This window comes from Pseudomonas sp. S2_H01, assembly GCF_054668305.1.
In genome coordinates, this window is the sequence record NZ_CP162756.1 from 6438792 (window position 1) to 6464900 (window position 26109).

Consider the following 26109-nt stretch of genomic DNA (forward strand, 5'->3'; position numbering starts at 1 on the left):
AAGTCCGTGCAGCGACCGTATCGAGTCGCCGACTGCACCAAGTCGCTAGGAATCGCGCAGATAGTCCGGGTACCAGCCCGGATGCCCCTGCTGGTTCTCATTTCATCAAATAAGAGCTGCAGCCTTTGAAACTGCTGCTCAGGTTAAAACTACGGCGCCGGTTTCAGCCTGCGCCGTAGCGTTTACGGGTACAACATTTACAAACTTACAGATGCTTCGATGCTGCCACGAACTCAGATACCGCTCTTGAGAAGCATGCTGCGAACGTGACCGATAGCCTTGTTAGGGTTCAGGCCTTTCGGGCAGACGTTCACGCAGTTCATGATCCCGCGGCAACGGAACACACTGAACGGGTCGTCCAGGGAAGCCAGACGCTCCTGAGTCTTGGTGTCACGGCTGTCAGCCAGGAAACGATAGGCTTGCAGCAGTGCAGCTGGACCCAGGAACTTGTCAGGGTTCCACCAGAACGACGGGCAGGAGGTCGAGCAGCAAGCGCACAGAATGCACTCGTACAGGCCGTCCAGCTTCTCACGCTCTTCTGGCGACTGCAGACGCTCGATGGCCGGAGCCGGCGTGTCGTTCTGCAGGAAGGGTTTCACCTTCTCGTATTGCTTGTAGAAGATGCTCATGTCGACGACCAGGTCACGAATGACCGGCAAACCAGGCAGTGGACGCACCACCAGCTTGTTGCCCTTCACCACGGAAGACAGCGGCGTGATGCACGCCAGGCCGTTCTTGCCGTTGATGTTCATGCCGTCGGAGCCGCAGACACCTTCGCGGCAGGAGCGACGATAAGAGAAGCCTTCGTCCTGCTCTTTGATCAGCGCCAGCACGTCCAGGACCATCAGGTCCTTGCCACCGGTATCCACGTCGAAGACCTGGGTCTTGGGCGCCGAATCGGTGTCAGGGTTGTAGCGATAAACTTCGACTTTCAACATAGCGGCCACCCTTAGTAAGTCCGAATTTTCGGTTCAAACGCCGGTACGGTTTTCGGCGCAAAGTTGACTGCACGTTTGGCAACCCGCTTCTCGCCCGGGTAGTACAGGGTATGGCACAGCCAGTTTTCGTCGTCGCGATCTTCGAAGTCTTCACGGGCGTGAGCGCCGCGGGACTCTTTGCGCACTTCAGCAGCCACTGCGGTTGCTTCGGCAACTTCCAGCAGGTTCTGCAACTCGAGCGCTTCGATACGCGCGGTGTTGAAGGCCTGGGACTTGTCATTGATCTTGACGTTGGCAATACGGGCCCGCAGATCAGCCAGTTGAGCAATACCCTTCTGCATGTATTCGCCGGTGCGGAACACACCGAAGTAATTCTGCATGCAGTTCTGCAGTTCACGGCGCAGCGTGGCGACGTCTTCGCCTTCGGTACGCTCGTTGAGCGCGTTCAGACGGCCCAACGCGACATCGATGTCGGTGTCGCTGGCGTCGGCGTATTCGATACCGTCGGACAGCGCTTTTTCCAGGTGCAGACCAGCAGCACGACCGAACACGACCAGGTCGAGCAGCGAGTTACCGCCCAGACGGTTGGCGCCGTGAACGGATACGCACGCCACTTCACCGACCGCAAACAGACCAGGAATCACGCGATCCTTGCCTTCGGCATCCATGGTCATGGCCTGACCGTGAATATTGGTGGCAACGCCGCCCATCATGTAGTGACAGGTCGGAACAACCGGGATCGGCGCAACCGCCGGATCGACGTGAGCGAACGTCTTGGACAGCTCCATGATCCCAGGCAGACGGCTGTGCAGCACTTCCTCGCCAAGGTGATCGAGCTTGAGCATGACGTGGTCGCCATTCGGGCCACAGCCGTTACCGGCGATGATTTCCTTGACCATGGAACGCGCAACGACGTCACGACCTGCGAGGTCTTTGGCGTTTGGAGCATAGCGCTCCATGAAACGCTCGCCATGCTTGTTGATCAGGTAACCACCTTCACCACGGCAACCTTCGGTGACCAGTACACCTGCGCCGGCAATGCCAGTCGGGTGGAACTGCCACATTTCGATGTCCTGAACAGGAACACCGGCACGCAACGCCATGCCGATACCGTCACCGGTATTGATCAGGGCGTTGGTGGTGGACGCGTAGATACGACCCGCACCACCGGTGGCCAGTACAGTGGCCTTGGCCTTGATGTACATGGTTTCGCCGGTTTCGATGCAAATAGCGATCACACCCACGAACGCGCCATCCTGGTTCTTGACCAGGTCAACGGCGTAGTACTCGTTCAGGAAGGTAGTGCCCGCTTTCAGGTTGCCCTGATAAAGGGTGTGCAACAGTGCGTGACCGGTACGGTCGGACGCGGCACAGGTACGTGCAGCCTGACCGCCTTTGCCGAAGTCTTTGGACTGACCACCGAACGGACGCTGGTAGATTCGACCGGTTTCGGTACGCGAGAACGGCAGACCCATGTGGTCCAGTTCGAAGACCGCAGCCGGACCTTCCTGACACATGTACTCGATAGCGTCCTGGTCGCCGATGTAGTCGGAACCCTTGACGGTATCGTACATGTGCCAGCGCCAGTCATCGTTCGGATCGGCCGACGCGATGGCGCAGGTGATGCCGCCCTGGGCGGAAACGGTGTGCGAGCGGGTCGGAAAGACCTTGGTGACTACAGCGGTCTTGTGGCCGCCCTCAGCCAGCTGCAGCGCAGCGCGCATGCCTGCACCGCCGCCGCCAATGATGATGGCGTCGAACGAGATGGTATTAATTTTAGCCATGAATCAGATACCCCAAAGAATCTGCACACCCCAGACGAAGTACGCGAACATCGCAATGCCGCACACCGCCTGGAACAGGAAACGCACCGCTGTCGCGGACTCACCGAAACTCATGGGAGTCAGGTAGTCGGTCGCGATGGTCCACATGCCGACCCAGGCGTGAGCCGCCAGGGCAACAAGGGCGAGCAGACTGAAGATGCGCATTGCGTTATGGGAGAACAGAGCGTGCCACGTGGCGTAGTCGATGCCAGGGTGCGCGATCAGGTATCCGATCAGGAAAATGAAATAAGCCGCGAGCACTACAGCGGAGACGCGTTGCGCCATCCAGTCATAGAGGCCCGAACGAGACAGGTTCGTAACGCTGGTTACCATATCCAAACTCCCGCCAGAACGATCAGCGCCAGAGAAACGACGATGACGATTTTCGAGCCCAGCTTCCCGCCTTCCAGCGTTTCACCGACTCCCGCATCCATGACCAGGTGACGAACACCGGCCACCAGGTGATACAGCAGGGAAGACAGAAGCCCCCATGCGATGAACTTGGCCAGCGGACTGGTCAAGGTCGACTTCACGTTGGCAAAGCCCTCTTCAGAACCCAGCGACGCGCTCAGTGCGTAGAGCATGAAAGCGAGGCCGATGAAGAGGATGATGCCGGAGATACGGTGAAGGATCGACGTGATCGCGGTAATGGGGAGTTTGATGGTCCTTAGGTCTAGGTTTACAGGTCGTTGGCTTTTCACGGCTTTTTTTCACACTGAAGAGCCCCTAGGAATCAGGGCAAGTTGTTGGGAAGTGCACTGGTCAGGTACCCACTACCCAGGAAGTGCGACCCCCAGAAAAACAGGTCTCAGAGCCCCTGGCGGTCGGGCACCGAGTATAGACAGTTAGCCAACTAATGACAACGCGCAGACCCTCCCCTAATGGCTGATTGCTTTAGGGGAATAAAAGGCGTAAATGGCAGGGAAATTCGAGGAAAACCTCGGCTTAAAGCCTTCTGCCACAAGACTTTTGGCAAATTGACTTTAGAATTTATCTCACTATAGTGATGCGGGCCCTGCGTGGGGGGCCTGTCTGATGATTTGAAGCATAAATAGGAGGCCACATGGCTGACAAAAAAGCGCAGTTGATCATCGAGGGCGCAGCCCCCGTCGAGCTGCCCATTCTGACCGGCACCGTTGGTCCCGATGTAATCGACGTACGCGGCCTGACCGCCACCGGACGCTTCACATTCGACCCAGGCTTCATGTCGACCGCCTCATGCGAATCCAAGATCACCTACATCGACGGTGACAACGGCATTTTGCTGCACCGTGGCTACCCGATCGAGCAACTGGCCGAACAGTCGGATTATCTGGAAACCTGCTACCTGCTGCTGAACGGCGAACTGCCGACTGCCGAGCAGAAAGCCCAATTCGTTGTCACCGTGAAGAACCACACCATGGTGCACGAGCAACTGAAGACGTTCTTCAACGGCTTCCGTCGCGACGCTCACCCCATGGCCGTCATGTGCGGCGTAGTGGGCGCTCTTTCCGCGTTCTACCACGACTCGCTGGACATCAATAACCCGCAGCACCGCGAAATCTCGGCGATCCGTCTGGTTGCCAAGATGCCGACGCTGGCAGCGATGGTCTACAAGTACTCCATGGGCCAACCCATGATGTACCCGCGCAACGACCTGAGCTACGCGGAAAACTTCCTGCACATGATGTTCAACACGCCGTGCGAGATCAAACCGATCAGCCCGACGCTGGCCAAGGCAATGGACCGCATCTTCATCCTCCACGCCGACCACGAACAGAACGCATCGACCTCCACCGTCCGCATGGCCGGCTCCTCGGGTGCCAACCCGTTTGCCTGTATCGCGGCCGGTATTGCCGCACTGTGGGGCCCTGCTCACGGCGGCGCCAACGAAGCCGTGCTGACCATGCTGGACGAAATTGGCGATGTGTCGAACATCGACAAATTCATCGCCAAGGCCAAGGACAAGAACGATCCGTTCAAGCTCATGGGCTTTGGTCACCGCGTCTACAAGAACCGCGACCCACGCGCCACCGTCATGAAGCAGACGTGTGATGAGGTCCTGCGCGAGCTGGGCATCACCAACGATCCGCAGCTGGAACTGGCCATGCGCCTCGAAGAGATCGCACTGACCGATCCGTACTTCATCGAGCGCTCGCTGTACCCGAACGTCGACTTCTACTCGGGCATTATCCTGAAGGCAATCGGCATTCCTACCAGCATGTTCACCGTGATCTTCGCCCTGGCACGCACCGTCGGCTGGATCTCGCACTGGAAAGAAATGCTGTCCAGCCCGTACAAGATCGGCCGTCCACGCCAGTTGTACACCGGTGAAGTTTCTCGAGACATCGTTCCACTCGCAGAACGCAAGTAAGCGCTTCGCGAACCGGTCACTCCGGAAACAAGAAAGGCTGCCACTGGCAGCCTTTTTCGTTTTGGGGAAAACTGTACCGGTATTACTTCTCAGCCCGCTCTTTCAAGGCCTTGAGCGTATTGAACGGCGCATCCACCACAAATTTGTTGGCCAACCACGACGGCACACTGCCACCCGGCTCGGTGTGAACTTGATAAGTCACTTCCGTCTCGTTGGCACCCTTGGGCACAAGCTTCCAGAAACCTTCCACCTGAGAGACCCGTACAAAGCCCTTCTCTTCAGGAATATACGTGGGTTGGCCCAGCAGGTTTCGAGTCAGACTGCCGTCAGCCCCCTCAACCGTGGTGATCTGCAACACGGAATCTCGCGGAGTGACCGGCCACGGCGTGTTGAACTGAGAATACGTCCATGTCTTGTCGCCCTCGTGCTTGAGGATTTTTTGCGACTTGCATTCGTGGACCCAAGCACAGGCCCCTGTAACGTCCTCCTGCAGACTGCGTAACTTCGCAACGCTGGCCTTGATCGTGGTCACGCCTTGGTAGGCCTTATATTGCGACCCTGAGACATCGCTGAGGGAAACCTTGATGCCGTCCTCGTTCTTGGCAACCGTCCAACTCTCGGCCTGAGCAGCGGCGGCGACCCATACAGTCATGCCGATTCCAAATGCAATCCGGTACAGCGAACCCATTGTCTTATTCCTTATTGTGAAGTTCAGTTGTCTCGACTCAACGACCCATCGCCATCATGCGACCGACGTGGCCTGCTCCCACCACCCCAATATCCGGATAGCTTCTTCTGAACTGCCGCCACACACCTCGGGATCCGCAACAAACTGACTGCACACCAAGGGCCGGTCAGGCCTGCCAAAGATGTCGCACAGCATGTCGACGGACAAATGCAGACACCGTTCTCCCGCGAGCTTCCCTTGAGGCATGCCGGGGATAGGGGACGAGATCGAAGGCGCAACGCAGCAAGCGCCGCAGCCTGGACGGCATTCCATGGAAACTTCCTCTTGAGAGGCAATGAGAGATGAAAGGATCTTACCCGCTAAAACGCGCGTTTGAAAATGAAGGATTCGAGTCCGATCAGACCGAGTTACTGCTTGAACGTGAAGTCCACGGCAGCACCTTCGACCTCCTTGCGGGCTTCATTGCGCAGCTGCAACTGCATTTCATTGCTCAGTAAACGACCCTGAAGGTGGAAGTCGGGGTCGCTGTTGGTGTCCGGAAACATTTTAGGCAGCAGCGGTTTGGCGCCGCCAGATGGGGACTTCTCCTTGGTTTGCGCGGTAATGACATTCGCAGGTGGCGTCATTTGCTTAACCATCTCAGGCGGCAGACTCAAGTCGAGAGAGGCTTTCGGCAATTTCGTCTCCTTGACCACCTGCGCAGGGGTTTTGCTCTTGCTTGCGACGGGCGCACGGTTGGCAATCTCGGCGTTAACCGCTTTAACCTTGGCGGATTTGGCGTTCACGCTGGGCGTCTTTTGCTCGATTTCAACCGTCTTGACAGGCGTGGAGACTTTTCTTGAAGCGTCGGCTTTCGCCGGTTCAGGCTTACTGGCCGCGAGGACGCGCACGGCAGAGACGTTCGGCGCCAGTTCGTGCACAGAAGGCACTGCTGCCGCAGCCTTCTCTATCGGCTCAGGCGCCTGAACCGTCTTGACCTCAGGGGCTGAAACAGCGGCTGTAGCGACAACTTTAGGGGGTGGCGCAGGCGCCTTTTCGGCATCACAGGCAGTCAGAAGAAGCACCGATAGCACACCCAGACAACGCAGTGTTTTCATAACGTCTTCGGCAGAAATAGGCAGAAGCCAACATGCTGGCTCTTTGCATGGCCGATGACAAGTGAATGCCCTGTCAGTCAGCCCCTCAATATGTGAAAAACAGTTACGCGCGCGAGTTCACTGAATCTGAATCACCACGCCTGACCGGCGTCCTGACAAAGCTGCTTGGCCAGCATGCCGAGGGTCATCAGCGCCCGCTCCGCTTCACGGTTCCAGGGCAACCCACAGTTCAGCCGGATACAGTGATTGAACTGTTCTGTATTGCTGAAGATCAAGCCAGGCGCGATGCTGATGCCCTGCTCCAGTGCACGTACGTGCAGCTCCTGCGTGTTGACCCGGCCCGGGAGGCTGATCCATAAAATGAACCCGCCAGCCGGCCGACTGATTTGCGTACCCTCAGGAAACATCTGCTGCACCGCGAGCTGAAACGCGCTCAGGTTCTTGCGATGTTCCTGGCGGATGTAGCGCAGATGACGATCGTAGCCGCCATTCTCCAGATAAGACGCGACCCCCATTTGCGTCACACTGCACGCCGAATGGGTACTGAACGTCTGCAAGCGCTGGATTTCCGCCTGATACTTGCCCGCGATCATCCAGCCGATGCGCACCCCGGGCGACAGCGTCTTGGAGAAACTTGAGCAGTAGATCACGCGTCCCAGGCGATCGAACGCCTTCAACGCTTTGGTCTTGTTCTGCTCGTACATCAGCTCACCGTAGATGTCGTCCTCGATCACCTGAATGTCGAAATCCGACGCCAGTCGCAGCAGATGCTTTTGCCGCTCTTCCGGCATCGTGCTGCCCAGCGGATTGCTCAACCGCGAGGTCATCACGAGCGCCTTGATGGACCACTGGTTTGCCGCCAGCTGCAAGGCCTCGAGACTGATACCGGTGTTGGGGTCGCTCGGGATCTCGATCACCTTCAAACCCAACAAATCTGCGAGTTGCAGCAGACCGTAATAGGTCGGTGACTCGGCAGCGATCAGGTCGCCGGGACTGGTCAGCACACGCAGCGACATCTGCAGCGCGTCCACGCAACCGTGGGTGATCACCACTTCAGAAGGGTCAACGACGACCCCGGCATCCCGCATCCGGATCGCCACCTGACGGCGTAACGGTTCGAATCCCGGACTGAACATGTAATTGAAGGCCCGAGGACTCTGAAATCGGGTGACCTTGGCCAGTTGCTGATGCAAGGCGCGCAGGGGCAAGTAATCGATGTGAGGGACTGCGGCGCCGAACGCAAACACGCCCTCGCGACGCGCCTCCACCAGCACCTGCTGAATAATGCTGGCCCGAGTGACCAGGCCAGGCCGCTCGACACGGGCGATATCAGGCGTGGGGGCGGTCAGCGCGGGGGTCTGGTGAACGTAATAGCCGGACTGGGGACGCGCCCGGATCAACCCCTGATCTTCAAGATTGGCATACGCCTGCAGCACGGTGGCATGACTGACGTTGAGCTGAGAACTCATCTTGCGCACGGACGGCACGCGCTCGCCAGGCTGGTAAACGCCCCGGCGAATATCTTCAGCCAACTGCTGGGCGATACGTTGATACAGCAAAAGATTGGTCATTTTGCGTCCCTCGACTTCACTCTTTCAAACTGCCTCTTTCTTGATCTGGAGGTCGGCAGCGTGGCGATCAGCGCAAGAGATCACCGGCACAGTTGAGAAGTGTACGGGGACAGTTCAGGGAAGGGCTAGTCATACTTGGGTGTGACAAAAAAATTAATGTGACATACCTGCCAATTCGCCCGCTTTTTCGCACAAAAAAAGCCCGGTTTTTAGGAAAAAACCGGGCTCAAGTCGAAATATTTTTTAGCGGGCAGCGCTGAGGTGTCCTTTCTCGTCGGAAAACACAATTTCTACGCGCCGGTTGAGCGCCCTTCCCCGCTCGGACGAATTGACGTCAACCGGGAACTGGTCGCCATAACCTTCCACCTGAATGCGTTCGTCTTCAATGCCCAGGTCCGAGAGCACGTCGGCAACTGCCTGTGCGCGATCACGCGACAACCGCAGGTTTTCCTGACTGTCGCCGGTGCTGTCGGTGTAGCCCTCGATACGCACGACGCGCTTGGGGTTGAACTGCAAGAACTGCACGACTTTCAACACTGTGCGGTTCGCGGAGCTTTTGAGCTCGGCACGCCCGGTGTCGAACAACATGTCGCCCAAGGTCATGACCAACCCCCGCTCACTCTGCTGGGTCGAAAGACTGATCACCTGGTCTTCGGCCCATTTACCTTGCTGCTGGGCACCGGAAAGTTTTGCCTCGCGCAGCGCCAATTGCAGGCGCTGACGCTCAAGCTCAAGACGGGCGAGCTTTTCCTGATTCAACAGCAATTGACTGTGCTCGGCTGCGATAGCGCTGTAGCGGCTGCTCAGATAAGCGTAATGGCTCACGTCGTCGGAACTGCCCACATACCCCGAAAGACGCTCGGCCTTGGCTAATAGCTCACCCGCCCGGATCACGTCCCTCGGCGCGCTGCGCAGCACATTGGTATCGCCCTTCACTTTCTGGAAATCGGCACTGGCGCCCTGCAACGCCTTCTCGCTGTTCTGATGGCCTGCGCAGCCATATAACCCGGCACTGCCCAACAGCAGGCAGACGCTCAATACACGAGGAAGACGGTTCATTGCGCCGCTCCCAATTGCTTGCGCAAGCGATCCAGACGCGCGCTCACTTGTGCCAGTTGTTCGTCACTCTTTTCGGTCAGCACTCGCGCCTCGGCCAGTCGCGCATCGAGCTCTGCTTGCTCGGCCTGCATACGGGCGTCCTTGTAGGACTTCTCCGCCATGGCGGCACGTGCCTGGGTCAATTTCGATTGCGCCGTGACCATGTCCGGCTCGTCATCAGTGGCACCCACCGCCGTCGCCTGAGCGACGGCTTGTTCCGTGAGTTTCAGCTGCTCATTCGGCGCGGGATCATTTGCACAGCCGAATAAAGAAGCAATGGCCATGGCAACGAATAAAGGTCTTGTTCTCAAAAGAAAGCTCAAAAAACGTTCCTACTGATTGGGAGTGCTGGCGGGCTGCTGCAACTGGGCTTTCCACAACGCCAGGTTGCGCGCCACCGCTTCACTGGAGCGGCCCGAAGCCGCCAATTCTGTCATTTTTTTTGCCAGCTGTCCGCGCAACCAAGGATCGTTGCAGGCTGAATTGAACGACAGCGCCAGATACAGTCCCGGCTTGTCGACTGGCAGGGGTTGCGCCTGCAGGTCTCCGGACATCCCGAGGGCCTGGGTCAATGCCATGCCGGCATAGCGCCCGGCGAGCACGAACTCCACCTGCCCCAGCATCAGCTTCTGCAACGCCTGAGTGAGGTTCGGCTGCTTCTCGAGCGTCAAATGCTCTTTGATCGCACTTTCGAACGCTGAGGTGACACGGGTTTTCTCGGATATCGCGCCCGAGTGCCCATTCAAATCCGCCAGCGAGTTGAAGGGCTGCGCATGCCCCGCGCGGGTCCAGACCATGATCTCGTTTTGCGCAATGGGCGGATGGATAAAATCCAGCGTTTCAAGCTCACTGGCATTGAGCGGCGTATCCACCAGGAGATCCATGCGTCCGGTCCGCACTTCTTCCAGCGCCTGACTGCGCTTACCGGCAAACAAGAGCTCGACTTTGACGCCCATCTGGCTCGCAGCGTCCTTGAGCAGGTCGGCGTTGGCGCCCATCAGACGTTTCGGATCTTGCGGATCGCGCCACAAATAAGGAGGTGCATCAGGACTTCCAGTGACAACCAGTCGCTCGCATTTGCCAGCTGCAACGGCTGCCATCGATGGCAACAACAGCCCGACAACCAGCGACGTCAGCGTCTGCCTTGGCGACAACATGACTGAATCCTTTTTTCGGCCCAATAAAAAACCCGTTCAGTCGAGGCTGAGGAAGGCATCCATCATCACAACAACCGATGATCAGCACTTTCGAACAGCCCGAAACGAACGGGTTCTCTTTATAAGTCAGACGGCTGGTTTAGACCAGCTTCTCCAACTCGGGTACCGCTTCAAACAGATCAGCCACGAGACCGTAATCAGCCACCTGGAAGATCGGCGCCTCTTCATCCTTGTTGATCGCAACGATCACCTTGGAGTCTTTCATGCCGGCCAGGTGCTGGATCGCGCCGGAGATACCGACGGCGATGTAGAGCTGCGGCGCAACGATCTTGCCGGTCTGGCCGACCTGCATGTCGTTGGGTACGAAACCTGCGTCAACGGCAGCGCGGGAAGCGCCGACCGCAGCGCCCAGCTTGTCAGCCAGCGCGTACAGGTGCTTGAAGTTGTCGCCGTTCTGCATGCCACGGCCGCCGGAAACGACGATTTTGGCAGCGGTCAGCTCAGGACGATCGGATTTGGCCAACTCTTCGCTGACGAAGGAGGACTTGCCTGCATCGTGTGCAGCCGACACGGACTCAACGGCTGCAGAACCGCCTTCAGCAGCAACCGCGTCGAAACCGGTGGCGCGAACGGTGATGACCTTGATCGCAGCCGAAGACTGAACGGTGGCGATGGCGTTACCGGCATAGATCGGACGCTTGAAGGTGTCAGCGCTTTCCACCGAGATGATCTCGGAGATCTGGTCAACGTCCAGCTGGGCGGCAACGCGCGGCAGGATGTTCTTGCCGTTGGAGGTGGCAGCGGCCAGCACATGGCTGTAACCGGCGGCGAGCTCGGCAACCAATGGCGCAACGTTTTCTGGCAGTTGGTGCGCGTAGGCCGCATTGTCAGCGACCAGCACCTTGGCGACGCCAGCGATTTTCGCAGCGGCCTCACCCACGGCGCCCACGTTCTGGCCCGCGACCAGGACGTGGATGTCGCCACCGATCTTGGCGGCAGCGGCAACGGTGTTCAGGGTGGCGGGAGCAATTGCGCCGTTTTCGTGCTCAGCGATTACGAGAATAGGCATCAGATCACCTTCGCTTCGTTTTTCAGTTTCTCGACCAGTTCAGCCACCGACTTGACCTTGATGCCAGCGCTGCGGGCAGCAGGCGCTTCGACCTTGAGGGTCTTGTTGGTCGAAGAAGTCGACACACCCAGCGCGTCAGGCGTCAGTACTTCGAGCGGCTTCTTCTTGGCCTTCATGATGTTAGGCAGCGACGCATAGCGCGGCTCGTTGAGGCGCAGGTCCGTGGTGACGATGGCCGGCAGCTTCAACGAAACGGTCTGTGCACCGGCGTCGATCTCACGGGTGACGTTGACGCTGTCGCCAGACACTTCAACCTTGGAGGCGAAGGTGCCTTGGGCGTAACCGCTCAGGGCCGCCAGCATCTGGCCGGTCTGGTTGTTGTCGCTGTCGATCGCCTGCTTGCCGAGGATGACCAGTTGCGGTTGCTCTTTATCGACAACAGCCTTGAGCAGCTTGGCCACGGCCAGGGAGGTCAGCTCGTCAGCGGATTCAACGAGGATGGCGCGGTCGGCTCCCAGTGCCAACGCGGTGCGCAGTTGCTCCTGAGCGGTGGTCGGGCCAATGGAGACGACGACGATCTCGGTCGCAACGCCTTTTTCTTTCAGGCGTACGGCTTCTTCCACAGCGATTTCGCAGAAGGGGTTCATCGACATTTTGACGTTAGCGAGATCGACGCCGGAGTTATCCGCTTTGACGCGAACCTTGACGTTGTAGTCGACCACTCGTTTGACAGCTACAAGAACCTTCATGGATTCCTCGTTACTCTCCGGTGAAAAGAAGTCGCCAGGCCCGGCCTGGCGATGGGTACACGTCAGTGTAAAGAACACCTCTGAAAACAGCGTATTCGTCGTTGCTTAACGGGGAGTTCGGCAAAAAACAACCGCCCCTCCCCGGCAATCCAAGCCATACCGCCACCCGGCGTGTAAACTGCACCGCGCCTGCCCTGCAGAGGCACAGAACGGGATCGCACACACGCCGTCGCGTTGCTTTTAGAGGCGTTCTCGCGTCTGACGTTCAGCCTACGGCGAGCGCAAAACCGCCCGTATCTTGACCGGAACGCCTATTCCGGTCAATACGACAAAAACGCCAGTCATGAGCCGTCTCCCTATGATTTATCAGGGTTTCAGCCGATTCAAACAAACGTTTGTATTGGACCTGCAAGGTGGTGTAGATATAATGCGCCCCTTTGAGATGACGCGCGGGCAAACCGTTTACGTGCGTCGGTTGAGCAACCTATAAAAAAATACCCGTTGAGCCTTGATCAGGAGATAGCCAGTGGAACGCGAATTTATGGAATTCGACGTCGTCATCGTCGGAGCCGGCCCCGCAGGCCTGTCCGCCGCATGCCGTCTGAAACAGAAGGCCGCCGAAGCTGGCCAGGAAATCAGCGTCTGCGTGGTGGAGAAAGGCTCTGAAGTCGGCGCGCACATCCTCTCGGGTGCGGTGTTCGAACCTCGCGCGCTCAATGAACTGTTTCCTGACTGGAAAGCACTCGGCGCACCGCTGAACACGCCGGTCAAAGGCGATGACATCTATGTGCTGACCAGCGCCGATGCAGGTACCAAGGTCCCTGGCGCGTTCGTGCCCAAGACCATGCACAACGAAGGCAACTACATCATTTCCCTGGGCAACCTGTGCCGCTGGCTCGCTCAGCAGGCCGAGAACCTGGGCGTGGAAATCTACCCCGGCTTCGCCGCTCAGGAAGCGCTGATCGACGAGAACGGCGTGGTCCGCGGGATCATCACCGGTGACCTGGGCGTCGACCGCGAAGGCCATCCGAAAGAGGGCCTATACACGCCGGGTATGGAACTGCGCGGCAAATACACCCTGTTCGCCGAAGGCTGCCGTGGCCACATCGGCAAGCAACTGATCAAACGCTTCAATCTGGACAGCGAAGCCGACGCTCAGCATTACGGCATCGGCCTGAAGGAAATCTGGGAAATCGACCCCGCCAAGCACCAACAAGGCCTGGTGGTGCATACCGCCGGCTGGCCACTGGACGTGATGGGCACCGAGAACACCGGCGGTTCCTTCCTCTATCACCTGGAAAACAATCAGGTGGTGGTAGGTCTGATTGTTGACCTGTCCTACGCCAACCCTTACCTGTCGCCGTTCGACGAGTTCCAGCGCCTCAAGCATCACCCCATCCTCAAGCAGTACCTGGAAGGCGGCAAGCGCATCAGCTACGGCGCGCGCGCGATCTGCAAAGGCGGCCTGAATTCGTTGCCCAAGATGGTCTTCCCGGGCGGCGCATTGATCGGTTGCGACTTGGGCACGCTGAACTTCGCCAAGATCAAAGGCAGCCACACCGCAATGAAGTCCGGCATGCTGGCCGCTGAATCAGTGGCAGACGCCTTGTTCGCCGGCAATGAAGGGGGCGATGCGCTGAACACGTACGTCGAAGCCTTCAAAGGCAGCTGGCTGCACGAAGAGCTGTTTGCCAGCCGTAATTTCGGCGCGGCGATCCACAAGTTTGGCCCGGTGCTGGGCGGCGCCTTCAACTTCATCGACCAGAACCTGTTCGGCGGCAAGATGCCGTTCACCCTGCACGACAACAAACCTGACTACGCGTGCATGAAGCTGGCAGCCGATTCGAAAAAAATCGACTACCCGAAACCGGACGGCAAACTGAGCTTCGACAAGCTGAGCTCGGTGTTCATCTCCGGCACCAACCATGAAGAAGAGCAGCCTTGCCACTTGAAGCTGAAGGATCCGAACATCCCGATCAGCGTCAACCTGCCGAAATACGATGAGCCTGCACAGCGCTACTGCCCGGCGGGCGTTTACGAAGTGGTGACTCAGGAAGACGGCGCCAAGCGCTTCCAGATCAACGCGCAGAACTGCGTCCACTGCAAGACCTGCGACATCAAGGATCCGTCCCAGAACATCACCTGGGTCACCCCTGAAGGCGCGGGCGGGCCGACTTACCCGAATATGTAATAGACGCAGCGGCAAGTGTTGAGCTGCAAGCGACAAGAGAAAGGCGCCCTGGTTGGCGCCTTTTTTGTGGGCGTCAACCTGACGATGCCTGGTAAGGCCACCTCACTGTGGGAGCGAATTCATTCGCGATGCGGAGGTAACGACGACACGCCTTCATCGCATGAAACATTTTTCGCGAATCAATTCGCTCCCACAGTATGCTCAGCGGCCGGCCGTCACGCAGAAGCCTTCAACTGGGCCCCCTCTTCTCCCGGACTGCGATCAAAGTAACGTTTGTACTCGCGGCTGAACTGCGACGTGCTCTGATACCCCACCTTGTGCGCAACCTGCGCCACGCCCATGCCTTCGCCGATGAGCATTTGCTGCGCTTTCAACAGCCGCAAGCGCTTGAGGTACTGCACCGGTGACAGCAACGTGCTGCGTTTGAAATGCTCGTGGAAGGTCGAGGTGCTCATGTTGGCGCAACGCGCGAGATCATCGACACTCAGCGCCTCGCTGTAGTGATCGCGCAGGTGTTGCAACGCGGCGGCAATCCTTGCGAAATGCCCCTGTTGCTCCACCAGCGCTCGCAACACACCCGCCTGCGGTCCGCGCAGCGCGGCATACAAGACCTCACGCACCAGCGCCGGACCCATCACCTGACAATCCATCGGGTCGTGCAGGCAACGCAGCAACCGTTCGACACTCTCACGCATCTGCGTGTCCAGCTCGGCCGAGTTCATAGACTCCGGCGTCTGCGCCTTGACCGAGGCATCGATGGGCAGTGCCATGGCCTGCACCAGTTCACCGAGCACGATCCGGTCGATGGCGACCGAAACGCCGTACAACGGCTCTTCTGTGGTGGCGAAGGTCTCGCACATGAACGGCACAGATAGCGCTTGCACCAGGTAATGCCCTGCACCGTATTCAAAGGTGCGCGCGCCGAGGCGCGCCAATTTGCTGCCCTGGGCGAGGATGATCAGGCTGGGCTCGTAGATTTGCGGGCAACTGGCAACGTAATAGCTCCACGACATGGTCTGCACACCGGGCAAACCACTGTCGAGAAAGCCTGGACGGTGGGACAGCGGCTTGATCAGCGAAACCAGCGTGGCATTGGCATCGGAACGGGAAGTCAGGTGCATGAGGAACCGAGGCGGAGGATTAGACACTGCAATGATCGCAGATCTGCCGCTCTGCGCATCACCCGACATGACAGGTTCGGACGATTAGGCATGACTCACGGAGGAATGGTCATGGCCGGTCAGGGCCCTGCTGAGGAGAATGCACCGCCTCCACTGTCATCGTTTATGCGAGGTTACACATGTACACAGCTATCGGTTATGCCGCCCAGTCAGCCACCACTCCCCTCGCCCCCATGACCTTCAACCGTCGCAGCCCTCGCCCTGACGACGTGGCGATCGAGATCCTGTATTGCGGCGTCTGCCCAACATGTAACATATGAATATTGACTTCATCTCGTAACATAAGATATTGACATCACGTTGACAGCTAGCCCCATAACGTGAAACCTTGACAACGGATTCCTCACAGAGACCGTAGTCCATGGCATCGTACGAAAAGACGGCCCACAGAGACCGAATCATCCAGGTCGCAGTGGTGCCCAATGTGTTCGCGACGGTATACGTTTCGGTGGCCCCACCCAGCGCTGTCGAGGAACCTATCCACGGTGCAGAAGATGGAAGCGTTCTATACAGGGAAGACGAAGTCGGCTCGGAACAGGCCGGCAAGAACGCGTACAACTATCCCTTCGTTCTGCATAAGAACGGGACGCCCTGGATCGAGGTGAACTCGTTCTTCTATTCCCGAGTTCAGAATCACCATTCCAGCAGCCGCCCCACCGACAACGCGCGCAGAGACTCTGCAGAGCTAATGGAGTACCTAACCTACTGCGAGCAGACAGGCATCGATTGGAAAGATTTTTCGGGAAGCCGCCCCTCGCAGAGGCCAACCTACAAGTATTTCAACCACCTTAAAAATGCTGGACAACGCAGCGGCCGCGTAGCCAATCACTACACCGGCATCGTGTACGAGTTCTACGTGCACGTGTCCCGATACTGGCACGCGATCAACCTAGAGCTCGTAGATACTGTCAAATCTATGAAGCAGTATGTCTCTACTGCTCGCGGATCCTTCCTAGTAGATCGAGTCAAGCGAAGCCAAACGTTCACCACCCCTCCCGCCACATCCCCAGAGATGGGTTTTGTACGTGATGAAGGCGAAGATTTAAGACCCCTGACCAACCCTGAGCTCCTGATCTTTCGTGAAGTGATGAAAAGCCGAAGCTGGTCGGTACAAGACAGATTAATCGTGGACACAGCCTTGATGACCGGCGCGCGGAAACAAACCGTTCTGACGATCAGACGCAGGCATCTGAAATTTTTCAATTCTAAAAATCTGCGTAGGGACAACACGTATGCGTTATCGGTCGGCCCCGGCACGGGTATCGATACGAAATCTGGCAAGAGCTTTTTGATTTTTGTCCCCCAAAAATTGGCAGAAAGGCTTATCACTTGGGACGCTAGCCCCGTGGCGAGCAACCGGCGGCGCAAGTTCATCGAGCAGACATCGGGTCTGCAAAGCGGCAAGCCGTTGCTCTCGGACGACGACATGTATGTATTCCTTTCAGACCAAGGTAATGCGTACTACATGGCAAAAAATGATCCGCGTTACGCCTATGTCAAAACGGTGCCCACGGGGCAAGTAACCTCCACCATACGAAAGAAGATCCTGAAATTATCAAATCAATCGCTGCCGAAAGATTTTACGTTCCACTGGCTGCGCGCAACGTTTGCCTACCAGCTGTTCCAATATCTCCAGCTAGCAGTTAAAAAAAAGCTGCTCAGGCCTGGGGATGAAATTTCGATCATCCAAATTCGACTTGCACATTCGTACAGGGAGATCACCGAGCACTATCTCAGACTTTTCATGATGATTAATGAAAACCTCGCCGCTCAAGAAGGGTGGGAAGACTGGTTGATCGGCGGCGAACACCTTTTGGTTCCGGAAACCGATATGGGTGATATTTGAAATGAACTCTATTGAGCCCATGATCATTCGTCCCACCATCATCTATCATCGAGATGAATTAGGTTGCGATATCGAATTCCCTGAGCTAGTGAACATCCAATTTAGGGAGTCGGTTGCTGCTCCGTTTGATCTAGGGGCTCTGGCGTACGCTAACCGGTGCATTCCTGCAAACCGGAAAGTGAGCAGTCGTAAACTAGATCCAGTCAAAGTACTAGCAAGCACTTTACGGGAAGAGCGAATCAAACTAATAAGAAACATTGTTGATGAAGTATTTATCACACCAAATTCGGATCTGACGGTCTATTTAAGGCTTTCCAAATATAGGCTTGTGATTGACTGGTGCGACAGCCATAACTGTTCTAACATATTTTTAGATCCTGACTCAGCCAGAATGTGCTACCTTCAGTATATCACTGACCTACGCCACCGGATTTACACGCAATTAACATTAGGGCCAGTCAGAGGGGCAGCCTATCAATCCGCGATGAAGGATTTGATCGTATTGAATTTTGGTTCAGCAATGGGCCAGTCAATTGTCGCTGGCATTAGTGCAATCCGGCATGATCGTCACAGCGTAGGCGAAATACCTCAAGAAAAATATGTGAGAGAACATACTCAAATACTACGAGACATTACTATAAAGCTCTCTAGAGAGCTGATGAATACTACACCCTTTCCCTTCAAGTTAACAATTGGCTCATCTGAAACCTGCTTTCTCCCATACATAACGGGCTCGATGAGCACTGAAAAAAAACCTAACGCAGTTCGTGCAATAGACAATGATTCTTGTCAAATTCGCTCTATTAAAGAGTTAACATCAAAATTCGGCATGCAGCGATCTGAAGCGCTAAATTGCCTGAAGGGCGTGAGAAGAACGCTTAAAGATGCAAACACTAACTCTCGCTGCCGCGTAAGACGGCAACTGATTTCCCTCGTACTGAACTGCTACGCAAGCTTGTTCATCTTCATCACGGGCGCATCGGCGGCAGAGCTTGTGCAATTTCAGTACGACGACGCGGTGCTCGTCACGGAAACGACGTTAAGAAAACAGCTAAAAGCGATAAAACTTCGGGCTCGTGGAAAGGTTACCAAATATACAATTGGGCGAAAAACTGGACTTGCTATTCTGAAGGAATATTTGGATTTTCGTGCTTGGGCACTGAATAGCGAGCATTCCGATTTCTTATTTCTGGGTTTCAACCATGGCCTGAATGCAATCGCACCACTCAATCCAAAATTTTCTAACGTATTAATCGACCGCTTGAAGAGTTACTATTTCGCCGTTAATACTCCACACATCACCCCCAAACTCGCCAGAAAAATAAAAAGTGTCGTACTGCATCAGCTAGCGAACGATCCTGATGTAGTAGCTGATGTTTTAAACCACACGACTGACATCAACCTCCGCAACTACTCTCACCCAACACTCGATGGTCAACGCCAAGAATTCCAGAATTATTGGGCGTCAGTCCGGAAAATCATTAATGTCATCCGAGATAAAGGTGAAGAGAAAGCGACATCTATCGCAGCAGGCCATTGTAACCATCTTAACCATCCAGCCCCAATCGACAGCTTGATCCCCATTACCCCGGTATGTGAGTCTCAATTAGGCTGCCTCTATTGTGAGCATTATTCCTGCCATGCAGATGAAGAAGATGTGTTCAAACTCCTGAGCATCCAATTCGTAGTTGAAACCCTCCGCAACGCTGCCATATCCAGATCACATACTGATCAGCTTTTTAAAGACCTTAACTGCAGATTAATTGAGCTGATCAGCTGCATTGCTGATCGCTCTCTAGACTCACTAAACCTTGTGGCCACGTTACAGCACCGGGTGTTTGGACTTGGAATACTGACCCCATTCTGGGAAGCACGACTTCAGCGTTATGAGGAAATGGGAATTATATGATTAAACCAGACCCACATAAATCCCTCGCCGAACGAATTACCGAGCTTAACAGCCCGGTACCCCGGGGCTTTCGCCCGCCAGATAATTTCATCTTATGCACTAGCATGAATGGACAGAAAACCTTCTATGGTCAGTTGGTGTGGGATATAAACCCTCTTCGTCTAAGCGCTAAACTCATGTCAAAGATTCACTTTGACAATTATTTCGATCCGAAAAAAGATGTCAGCTTAGCGCAAAACGACTTGATTGAGGAAGCAAAGTACATTTTGTTTTGCATTATGTATTATTCAGCCAGTGGGTATGGTGGAACGGTTTCGGCTGCGGGAGTTCTTGACTACTCCAACACTGTTCGCTTGATGGCAAGGTTCTGTGATGCCATGAAAGCGAACCCGCTGGTGGGCACACTGTCCTTGCGGCAAGTTATGACCAATCCAGTTTACCTCGGAGCCATGCTGAAAAGCATTAAGGACAGGCCCAGCCAGCAGCGCAACATTTTAAATATTATTTCCCGGCTGGGTGCAATGGGTGAGCAAAATCTAGGGTATCGAGTAAGTACTAACTTTGATGATTTTTCTGTCCCCCCTCCAGGCCCCAGGGTACAACACCCGGTTATCCCAACGAAGTTGTACGTGGGTCTAATCGACGGGCTCTTGGCGGATCTCTCGCGTTTTGCCAGCTATTCTTCCAATTTGGAAAATCTTATTGGTGCGTGCGCAGATAGAGCTTACGGTGTGCAACCCAGAACTCAGCATGGCATAGCTGAGGACACTGGAATCCAGCTCCAACCGGACTTCGAAACTGCCACTCGCGATCACTCATTAAGCGATTTTTTCAAAGATGATTTCTCCTGCAAAAACCGAGTAAGCTTTAGTCATCTCGTTGCAGTTATACAGCATTCGCTCAAATATATAATTCACACCTTTACCGGGATGCGTGATCAGGAGGTCGGTCGTTTACCTTATGATTGCCTCATGAAGGAGGTAGTTGAGAAAGAGGTCTATGATGATCAAGGCCTGATTCGGGATCCCGGGCTTATTATTGACATTATTTCTACGACTACCAAACACACAGGTTACCGCAAAGATGCCTCGTGGTTGGCTACGACAGAGGTTGTCCAGGCCGTTGGGGTCGCGCAAGCCCTATGTCGAGGTCTTTCACGCATTCTTGGCATCCCTCCGGAATCCATGCTGCTGTTCACTCGTTCATCGCCGATTCATATCACCGACCGTACGCCGCGACCTACCCAACTGCTCAAGAAGAATGAGCCCGCGCTTTTTAGCAGACTAATTATTTCACAATCGGACTTGAATGAATTACTACTTTCCAACCCTGAGCGGACATTTTCGATTGACGACGGTTTTGAAGTTGGCAAACCTTGGCCCATCAGCACCCACCAGCTTCGCCGCTCACTAGCTTTTTATGGAAGCAGCAGCGGATTTATATCGTTGCCAAGTATAGCAAAACAATTCAAACACTTTTGCAAACAAATGGCTAGATATTACGCCAACCACTTTGAAAAGATCAAAACTATCTTTGGTTACTATGATCCAAAAACGGATGAATACAAGATTCCACACACGCATTTCCTTTATGAGTTTCAACTTGCTACCCCAATGAATACTGCGCTCGAACTTATTAATGAGGTGCTTGGAGAAATGCCGCTTTATGGGGGCGGAGGCGCTCAAATTCAGCGTCAACGGGAGCTTATTGCAACCGAACAACTTGATATTCGCGATTTTCGAGAGGACACTGTCAAGCGAGTCAAAGCCGGGGATTTCGTCTGGAGGAGCACTATGCTAGGAGGGTGCATGAAGCAGGGGGACTGCGATACCTACATGTTGGGACAGGTGACGACCTGCTTAAGTTGTGATGGTGCTGCAATATCTCCTGAAAAGCTTGACAAGACAATTGAGCAAACCCGTAAGGATTTGCTTAACTATTCAAAGGGCTCGGGGGAATACCAAATAACTGAATCTGAATTAAATAAACTCACAGATTTTCATACCAAGCATGTTAAGAGTAAATAATATGGATGCTACTTATAACAATGGCGTCGAAGCCTGTACAGCTGCATTTGAACGGTTGAAGTCAGGAACACCGAAGGTCGACGCCCACATTGGGCTCCCCCCGTCAAGGGTCACGCCGGCCGTTGTGAGTTTTGAAGCAGGCTTCGACCGAGGCTATCTAAAAAAATCAAGGTTGCCGCATCGTAATTTGATTCTCGAGATCGAAGCTTATCGGAATGGTGCCAAGGCTAAAGCGCCCAAGTTCGCGAATGATTTAAAGATTGCTCAGAAGAAGTATAAAGATCAGTCAAAAGCTGTCGACGAGATGACCTTACTTGTCCAAAATGTTGTCGCTCAAAATTTGCAGCTCGTCGAACGTGTACGGTTGCTAGAACAGCAACTACTTGCTCATTCGAATGTGTCGACCATAAAAAATAATCACTAACTTAGGCGGAGGGAGTGTTCACCTCTGCTACTAGCTTTTGCTGTACCACCTCGGAGACCTGGGCACTGATCTTGCAAACTTCTAGGAGTCGACCTTGTCTTTAAAGACGGCATTCGCGGCGGTGCTAAAAAAGGATACGCGCCCCCAGAGGGCTTTCACCGAAAAACGTCGCTGAAGTCAGCATTCGAACATACGTCTCAAAGCTGGAACGGGCGCAGAGCAGCCTAACCCTTGCATGGCTGATTGGTGGGTTTCATTCGTTGGAGACGTCGCACCCGTCGCTAGCTTCACCGCTGAACTTCAAGAATGCGCAACGCGTGCCGTTGGACGTTCAGCTCAAGCCTTTGGACAACGCCTTGTTGGTACGGCGCCTTCTGAACTGTGCGCCATCCACAACACCTTCGCAGACGCGCCTCACCTGAGAACAAATTAAAAATCTTAGGCGACGGCAAGCCGAACCATCCCCGGTGTTTCAAGCATGCCGTGAATACTTACCTAAGACCTTATCTAGCATGCGCAATGAGGATCAAGAAAGACATACTGTAGCCCTCCGGTTGGCGCAGCGCTATGATCCAGTGATGTACTGACCTAGCACGGGTCTGTACGCATGGAGGCGCGGCAATGGCACGGATTCGCAAGCTCGAAATTCAAAACTTCCGCTCGATCCAACACCTGACTTGGTCACCCGCCCCCGGCTTTAATTGCCTGATTGGGCCCGGTGACAGCGGTAAGTCCACCATCCTGGATGCCATTGAGCTTTGTATTGGCACCAGGCGCACATCCCCCTTTGGCGACAACGACTTCTATAACCTCAATGTCAACGCCCCCGTAGTCATAGCGATCACGCTAGGTGATTTGCCGGACGACCTGATTAACCTCGACAGCTATGGCGACTTTCTTCGTGGCTTCGAGGACGTATTCGACACCGTAGAAGACGAACCTGGGTTTGGGCTTGAAACAGTACTGACCCAACGTCTGATCGTTCACAGTGACCTTGAGCCGCAGTGGAGCCTTTTTTCCGAGCGCGCCGAGCAACAGGGGTTGGAGCGCAACCTTTCCTGGAAAGATCGCTCCCGTATCGCACCGGCGAGAATTGGTAGCTTCGCTAACACGAATCTTTCCTGGAGCCGCAACTCCATTCTCAATCGCCTGACGGATGAGCGTCCTGCGCTAGGGGAAGCACTCGCTAACGCGGCCAGGGAGGCACGGAACAATTTTGGGTCTCAGGCGGGCGAGCAGCTTCAGCAGCCGCTTCAAATCGTAAGCGAAACGGCAAGAAGCCTTGGCGTTCCAGTCGGCGTATTCGCCCAGGCACTACTTGATGCACATTCGGTGTCGATCGGTGATGGGGCAATCGCGCTGCACAATGATCAAGGCATACCCCTGCGGTCATTAGGCACGGGGTCATCTCGTCTGTTGGTTGCGGGGCTTCAACGCCGCGCCTCCCAGGCTGCCTCAATGGCTTTGGTTGATGAGGTCGAATTCGGGTTAGAGCCCCATCGATTGGTTCGATTCATGGACTCCCTTGGAGCCAAGGAAGCGCAGCCGCCACTACAGGTGTTTCTGACCACCCATTCGCCGGTGGCGCTGCGCGAGCTCTCTGGTGATCAGTTATTCATCGTTCGTGCTCTCAACGGAGCCCACCATGTGCGGCAGGCAGGCGTAACCGACGCCATCCAGAGCACCCTTCGCGCTGACCCCGAAGCGTTTTTGGCAAAACGAATCATCGTGTGCGAGGGCGCGAGCGAAGTCGGTCTCATGCGTGGTCTGGATCAGTTCTGGTGCTCGGAGGGACGACCATCATTTCTGGCTACTGGTGGTGCATACGTAAACGTAAACGGCGGAAGCCCTGACAACTGCTACGTGAGAGGCAAGGCGCTGTTGAGCTTGGGCTACCAAGTATTCGTTATCGTGGATGCCGATAAGGAGGTGACGCCCGAAGTGCAAAACGCTTTTCTTCAAGCTGGAGGGCAGTCAGCGACATGGGGCCAAGGCCGCTGCTTAGAGGTTGAGCTTTTCCAGAGCCTCTCTGACCAGGCCATTGATGCCCTACTGACAAAGGCGCTTGAAGTTCGTGAGCCTGAGCTTGTGCTAGCCCACATTCGTGAAAAATCTGCCGGCGCCCTAACGTTAGAGGTTATCCAATCTACGAGGCCAGCGCTTCCCTACCCCCCAACGGTTCGAAGCGTTCTTGGTGTTGCCTCAAGCGTTCGCAGAAATGGTTGGTATAAATCGGTCACCACCTACGAGTACATCGCCAAGCACATCATTGGCCCCGACCTAGCAAACGCGCACCCAGGGTTTCGGGCGATTATCGACAGGGTCAGGGACTGGATTCATGCCGCCTGAAATCAATCTCCTCGCTTTTGAGCGTGGCTCGGTGATGGCGCCTGCGGGGTGCGGAAAAACACAACTCATCGCCGATACCCTCGCTCAGCATGCTGGCGCCAAACCTGTGCTGATTCTGACCCACACCAACGCTGGGGCTACGGCGCTACGCGCCCGAATGGCACGCGCGAACATCCCCAGTGCCTCGTATGTGATTGCGACGCTTGATGGGTTCACCATGAAGCTCATCAGTAGGTTCCCAGCCAGAAGCGGACATGATCCTGCGATCTTGCGCGTAGAAAGCCCAAGACATGATTACCCTGCTATACGAGCAGCCGCCTTAAGGCTGCTAAGTGCCAGGCATCTCGATAGCGTGCTGCGAGCCAGTTATGCGTACCTTCTGGTCGATGAATACCAGGATTGCAACGAGCCACAACATGCAATCGTGACATGGCTGGCGCTCGTGCTGCGCACTTATGTCTTGGGCGACCCGATGCAGGCAATCTTTAACTTTGGACAGAACAGGCTTGTCGACTGGACTATCGACGTGATGCCTCATTTTCCACCACTAGGTACTCTAAACATTCCGTGGCGATGGCGCCGAGCAGGTACTGAAGCGTTAGGCGTATGGCTGCTGGATGTGCGGACGCGCTTGCAGCTAGGTCAGCCCGTTGACCTACGTGCTGCGCCTCGTGAAGTCGAATGGGTGCAAATAGTAGCGGCTACGGCAGATGCCCAGCGTCGCGGAGCTGCACTAGTACGAGTTCAGGCAGGCCAAGGTGTCTTGATCATTGGTAACTCAGTTGATACGGCGGGTCGCCAACGACTCACAAGCCAAACCGCCGGAGCCACCATCGTTGAGAGCGTCGATCTGCCAGACCTCATAACGTTTGCCCGATCATTCGTTCCCACTGCTGATCAGGCCCTGAATGATCTTGTTCAGTTCGCCGCGCGTATGATGACAGCGGTTGGAGCAGCTGCATTTATGCCCAGGGTAGAAATCATCCGCAATGGTCGAAATCGAACCGCGCCGACCCCTGCCGAGCAATGTGCAGTGACCTTCCTCAATGCGCAGACTTACAGTAGCGCTGCCGAACTGCTGCAGTGCTTCTCCAAACAGCAGGGTGCGCACGTATATCGACCTGAGGTTTTACGCTGCTCTCTGGCGGCGCTGAGGGCTGCTGAAACCGGAGCTCTTACCCTGCCTGCGGCTGCAGTCCAAATTCGCGAAAGAAACCGCCTACTGGGCCGCCCACTATCTCGCCGGGCAGTAGGCAGCACGTTACTGCTCAAAGGTTTGGAAGCCGACGTCGTAGTGATTTTGCAGCCTGAAGAAATGAACGCCAAAAATCTCTACGTGGCACTCACTCGTGGGGCAAAGCGGGTGCTGGTCTGTTCCGATACCCCAATACTTCAACGCCCGGCAATCTGAACGGATACGTCGCAGAGCGATTAACCCCCACCATGAGCGTTTTGGCGGATGCCGACGCACTGACTCCGAAATATTATTGCGGCGCAAATCGCCCAGAATCCTGTATTGGAGCTTTCGACCAGTAGCTGGCACCTCTGCGTACGAAATCCCTTGCCAGAAACACGCCCAAGCTATACCGCATTGAGGTATAGCTTGGGCTTTTCCGAGCCGCCTTTGAATGCAAGCTCT

At 55.4% G+C, this 26109-nt stretch carries 22 protein-coding genes and 1 pseudogene; 9 read left to right on the forward strand and 14 right to left on the reverse strand.

Annotated elements, in window-relative coordinates; all coding sequences use genetic code 11:
* Positions 1 to 233: 233 nt before the first annotated feature.
* The 4 genes from AB4N84_RS29025 to sdhC are packed head-to-tail and all read right to left on the reverse strand — an operon-like array spanning position 234 to position 3462.
* Positions 234 to 938, reverse strand: a complete 705-nt coding sequence (locus AB4N84_RS29025; RefSeq protein WP_460044405.1) for a succinate dehydrogenase iron-sulfur subunit — start codon at positions 936 to 938, stop codon at positions 234 to 236.
* Positions 939 to 949: 11 nt separating this feature from the next.
* Positions 950 to 2722 (reverse strand): succinate dehydrogenase flavoprotein subunit, encoded by a 1773-nt coding sequence (sdhA, locus tag AB4N84_RS29030; RefSeq protein WP_074753412.1) that lies wholly within the window; start codon positions 2720 to 2722, stop codon positions 950 to 952.
* A 3-nt stretch (positions 2723 to 2725) separates the two neighbouring features.
* Entirely contained in the window at positions 2726 to 3094 is a 369-nt protein-coding gene (gene sdhD / locus AB4N84_RS29035; protein ID WP_074753413.1) for a succinate dehydrogenase, hydrophobic membrane anchor protein, read from the reverse strand.
* The gene (gene sdhC / locus AB4N84_RS29040) at positions 3088 to 3462 is read right to left on the reverse strand and encodes a succinate dehydrogenase, cytochrome b556 subunit (protein ID WP_074753414.1); all 375 of its coding nucleotides are present in this window, start codon (positions 3460 to 3462) and stop codon (positions 3088 to 3090) included. Before sdhC ends, sdhD begins: the two co-directional genes overlap by 7 nt.
* A gap of 362 nt (positions 3463 to 3824) precedes the next feature.
* Here sdhC and gltA point away from each other — a divergent pair, with 362 nt between their 5' ends.
* Complete coding sequence (gene gltA / locus AB4N84_RS29045; protein ID WP_062381071.1) at positions 3825 to 5114, forward strand: citrate synthase; 1290 nt, start codon at positions 3825 to 3827, stop codon at positions 5112 to 5114.
* A gap of 82 nt (positions 5115 to 5196) precedes the next feature.
* Here gltA and AB4N84_RS29050 read toward each other — a convergent pair whose 3' ends face one another.
* The 9 genes from AB4N84_RS29050 to AB4N84_RS29090 form a co-directional block, all read right to left on the reverse strand.
* Positions 5197 to 5802: an START domain-containing protein gene (locus AB4N84_RS29050; protein ID WP_460044407.1), complete on the reverse strand. Its 606-nt coding sequence runs from the start codon at positions 5800 to 5802 to the stop codon at positions 5197 to 5199.
* Between the two features lie 54 nt (positions 5803 to 5856).
* Complete coding sequence (locus AB4N84_RS29055; protein ID WP_460044408.1) at positions 5857 to 6114, reverse strand: YkgJ family cysteine cluster protein; 258 nt, start codon at positions 6112 to 6114, stop codon at positions 5857 to 5859.
* Positions 6115 to 6209: 95 nt separating this feature from the next.
* Positions 6210 to 6899: a translation initiation factor 2 gene (locus AB4N84_RS29060; RefSeq protein ID WP_460044409.1), complete on the reverse strand. Its 690-nt coding sequence runs from the start codon at positions 6897 to 6899 to the stop codon at positions 6210 to 6212.
* 131 nt (positions 6900 to 7030) lie between these two features.
* Positions 7031 to 8470, reverse strand: a complete 1440-nt coding sequence (locus AB4N84_RS29065; RefSeq protein ID WP_074753418.1) for an aminotransferase-like domain-containing protein — start codon at positions 8468 to 8470, stop codon at positions 7031 to 7033.
* A gap of 243 nt (positions 8471 to 8713) precedes the next feature.
* Positions 8714 to 9529 carry an OmpA family protein gene (locus AB4N84_RS29070; RefSeq protein ID WP_074753419.1) on the reverse strand — a complete coding sequence of 272 codons (816 nt, stop codon included), beginning with the start codon at positions 9527 to 9529 and terminating at the stop codon, positions 8714 to 8716.
* Complete coding sequence (locus AB4N84_RS29075) at positions 9526 to 9879, reverse strand: DUF4398 domain-containing protein (protein WP_460047171.1); 354 nt, start codon at positions 9877 to 9879, stop codon at positions 9526 to 9528. The genes AB4N84_RS29070 and AB4N84_RS29075 overlap by 4 nt, the downstream gene beginning before the upstream one ends.
* A gap of 21 nt (positions 9880 to 9900) precedes the next feature.
* The gene (locus tag AB4N84_RS29080; protein WP_460047172.1) at positions 9901 to 10722 is read right to left on the reverse strand and encodes a substrate-binding periplasmic protein; all 822 of its coding nucleotides are present in this window, start codon (positions 10720 to 10722) and stop codon (positions 9901 to 9903) included.
* A gap of 142 nt (positions 10723 to 10864) precedes the next feature.
* On the reverse strand, positions 10865 to 11794 hold the full coding sequence (locus tag AB4N84_RS29085) for an electron transfer flavoprotein subunit alpha/FixB family protein (protein WP_074753421.1): 930 nt from the start codon (positions 11792 to 11794) through the stop codon (positions 10865 to 10867).
* Entirely contained in the window at positions 11794 to 12543 is a 750-nt protein-coding gene (locus tag AB4N84_RS29090) for an electron transfer flavoprotein subunit beta/FixA family protein (protein WP_074753422.1), read from the reverse strand. Before AB4N84_RS29090 ends, AB4N84_RS29085 begins: the two co-directional genes overlap by 1 nt.
* Positions 12544 to 13069: 526 nt before the next feature.
* Between AB4N84_RS29090 and AB4N84_RS29095 the strand changes: the two genes are divergently transcribed.
* Positions 13070 to 14734 carry an electron transfer flavoprotein-ubiquinone oxidoreductase gene (locus AB4N84_RS29095; RefSeq protein WP_460044410.1) on the forward strand — a complete coding sequence of 555 codons (1665 nt, stop codon included), beginning with the start codon at positions 13070 to 13072 and terminating at the stop codon, positions 14732 to 14734.
* A gap of 215 nt (positions 14735 to 14949) precedes the next feature.
* Here AB4N84_RS29095 and AB4N84_RS29100 read toward each other — a convergent pair whose 3' ends face one another.
* Complete coding sequence (locus AB4N84_RS29100) at positions 14950 to 15855, reverse strand: AraC family transcriptional regulator (protein WP_460044411.1); 906 nt, start codon at positions 15853 to 15855, stop codon at positions 14950 to 14952.
* A 179-nt stretch (positions 15856 to 16034) separates the two neighbouring features.
* Here AB4N84_RS29100 and AB4N84_RS29105 point away from each other — a divergent pair.
* The 7 genes and pseudogenes from AB4N84_RS29105 to AB4N84_RS29135 form a co-directional block, all read left to right on the forward strand.
* Positions 16035 to 16157, forward strand: a pseudogene (locus AB4N84_RS29105) (NAD(P)-dependent alcohol dehydrogenase); the annotation flags it as partial.
* 119 nt (positions 16158 to 16276) lie between these two features.
* Positions 16277 to 17761 (forward strand): site-specific integrase, encoded by a 1485-nt coding sequence (locus AB4N84_RS29110; protein WP_460044413.1) that lies wholly within the window; start codon positions 16277 to 16279, stop codon positions 17759 to 17761.
* A gap of 1 nt (position 17762) precedes the next feature.
* Positions 17763 to 19670 carry a hypothetical protein gene (locus tag AB4N84_RS29115; protein WP_460044414.1) on the forward strand — a complete coding sequence of 636 codons (1908 nt, stop codon included), beginning with the start codon at positions 17763 to 17765 and terminating at the stop codon, positions 19668 to 19670.
* Complete coding sequence (locus tag AB4N84_RS29120; RefSeq protein ID WP_460044415.1) at positions 19667 to 21697, forward strand: integrase; 2031 nt, start codon at positions 19667 to 19669, stop codon at positions 21695 to 21697. Before AB4N84_RS29115 ends, AB4N84_RS29120 begins: the two co-directional genes overlap by 4 nt.
* A gap of 1 nt (position 21698) precedes the next feature.
* The gene (locus tag AB4N84_RS29125; protein ID WP_460044416.1) at positions 21699 to 22121 is read left to right on the forward strand and encodes a hypothetical protein; all 423 of its coding nucleotides are present in this window, start codon (positions 21699 to 21701) and stop codon (positions 22119 to 22121) included.
* A gap of 621 nt (positions 22122 to 22742) precedes the next feature.
* A complete protein-coding gene (locus AB4N84_RS29130) occupies positions 22743 to 24470 on the forward strand; it encodes an ATP-dependent nuclease (protein ID WP_460044417.1) in 1728 nt (575 codons plus the stop codon).
* Positions 24460 to 25881 (forward strand): UvrD-helicase domain-containing protein, encoded by a 1422-nt coding sequence (locus tag AB4N84_RS29135; RefSeq protein WP_460044418.1) that lies wholly within the window; start codon positions 24460 to 24462, stop codon positions 25879 to 25881. Before AB4N84_RS29130 ends, AB4N84_RS29135 begins: the two co-directional genes overlap by 11 nt.
* Positions 25882 to 26109 lie beyond the last annotated feature (228 nt).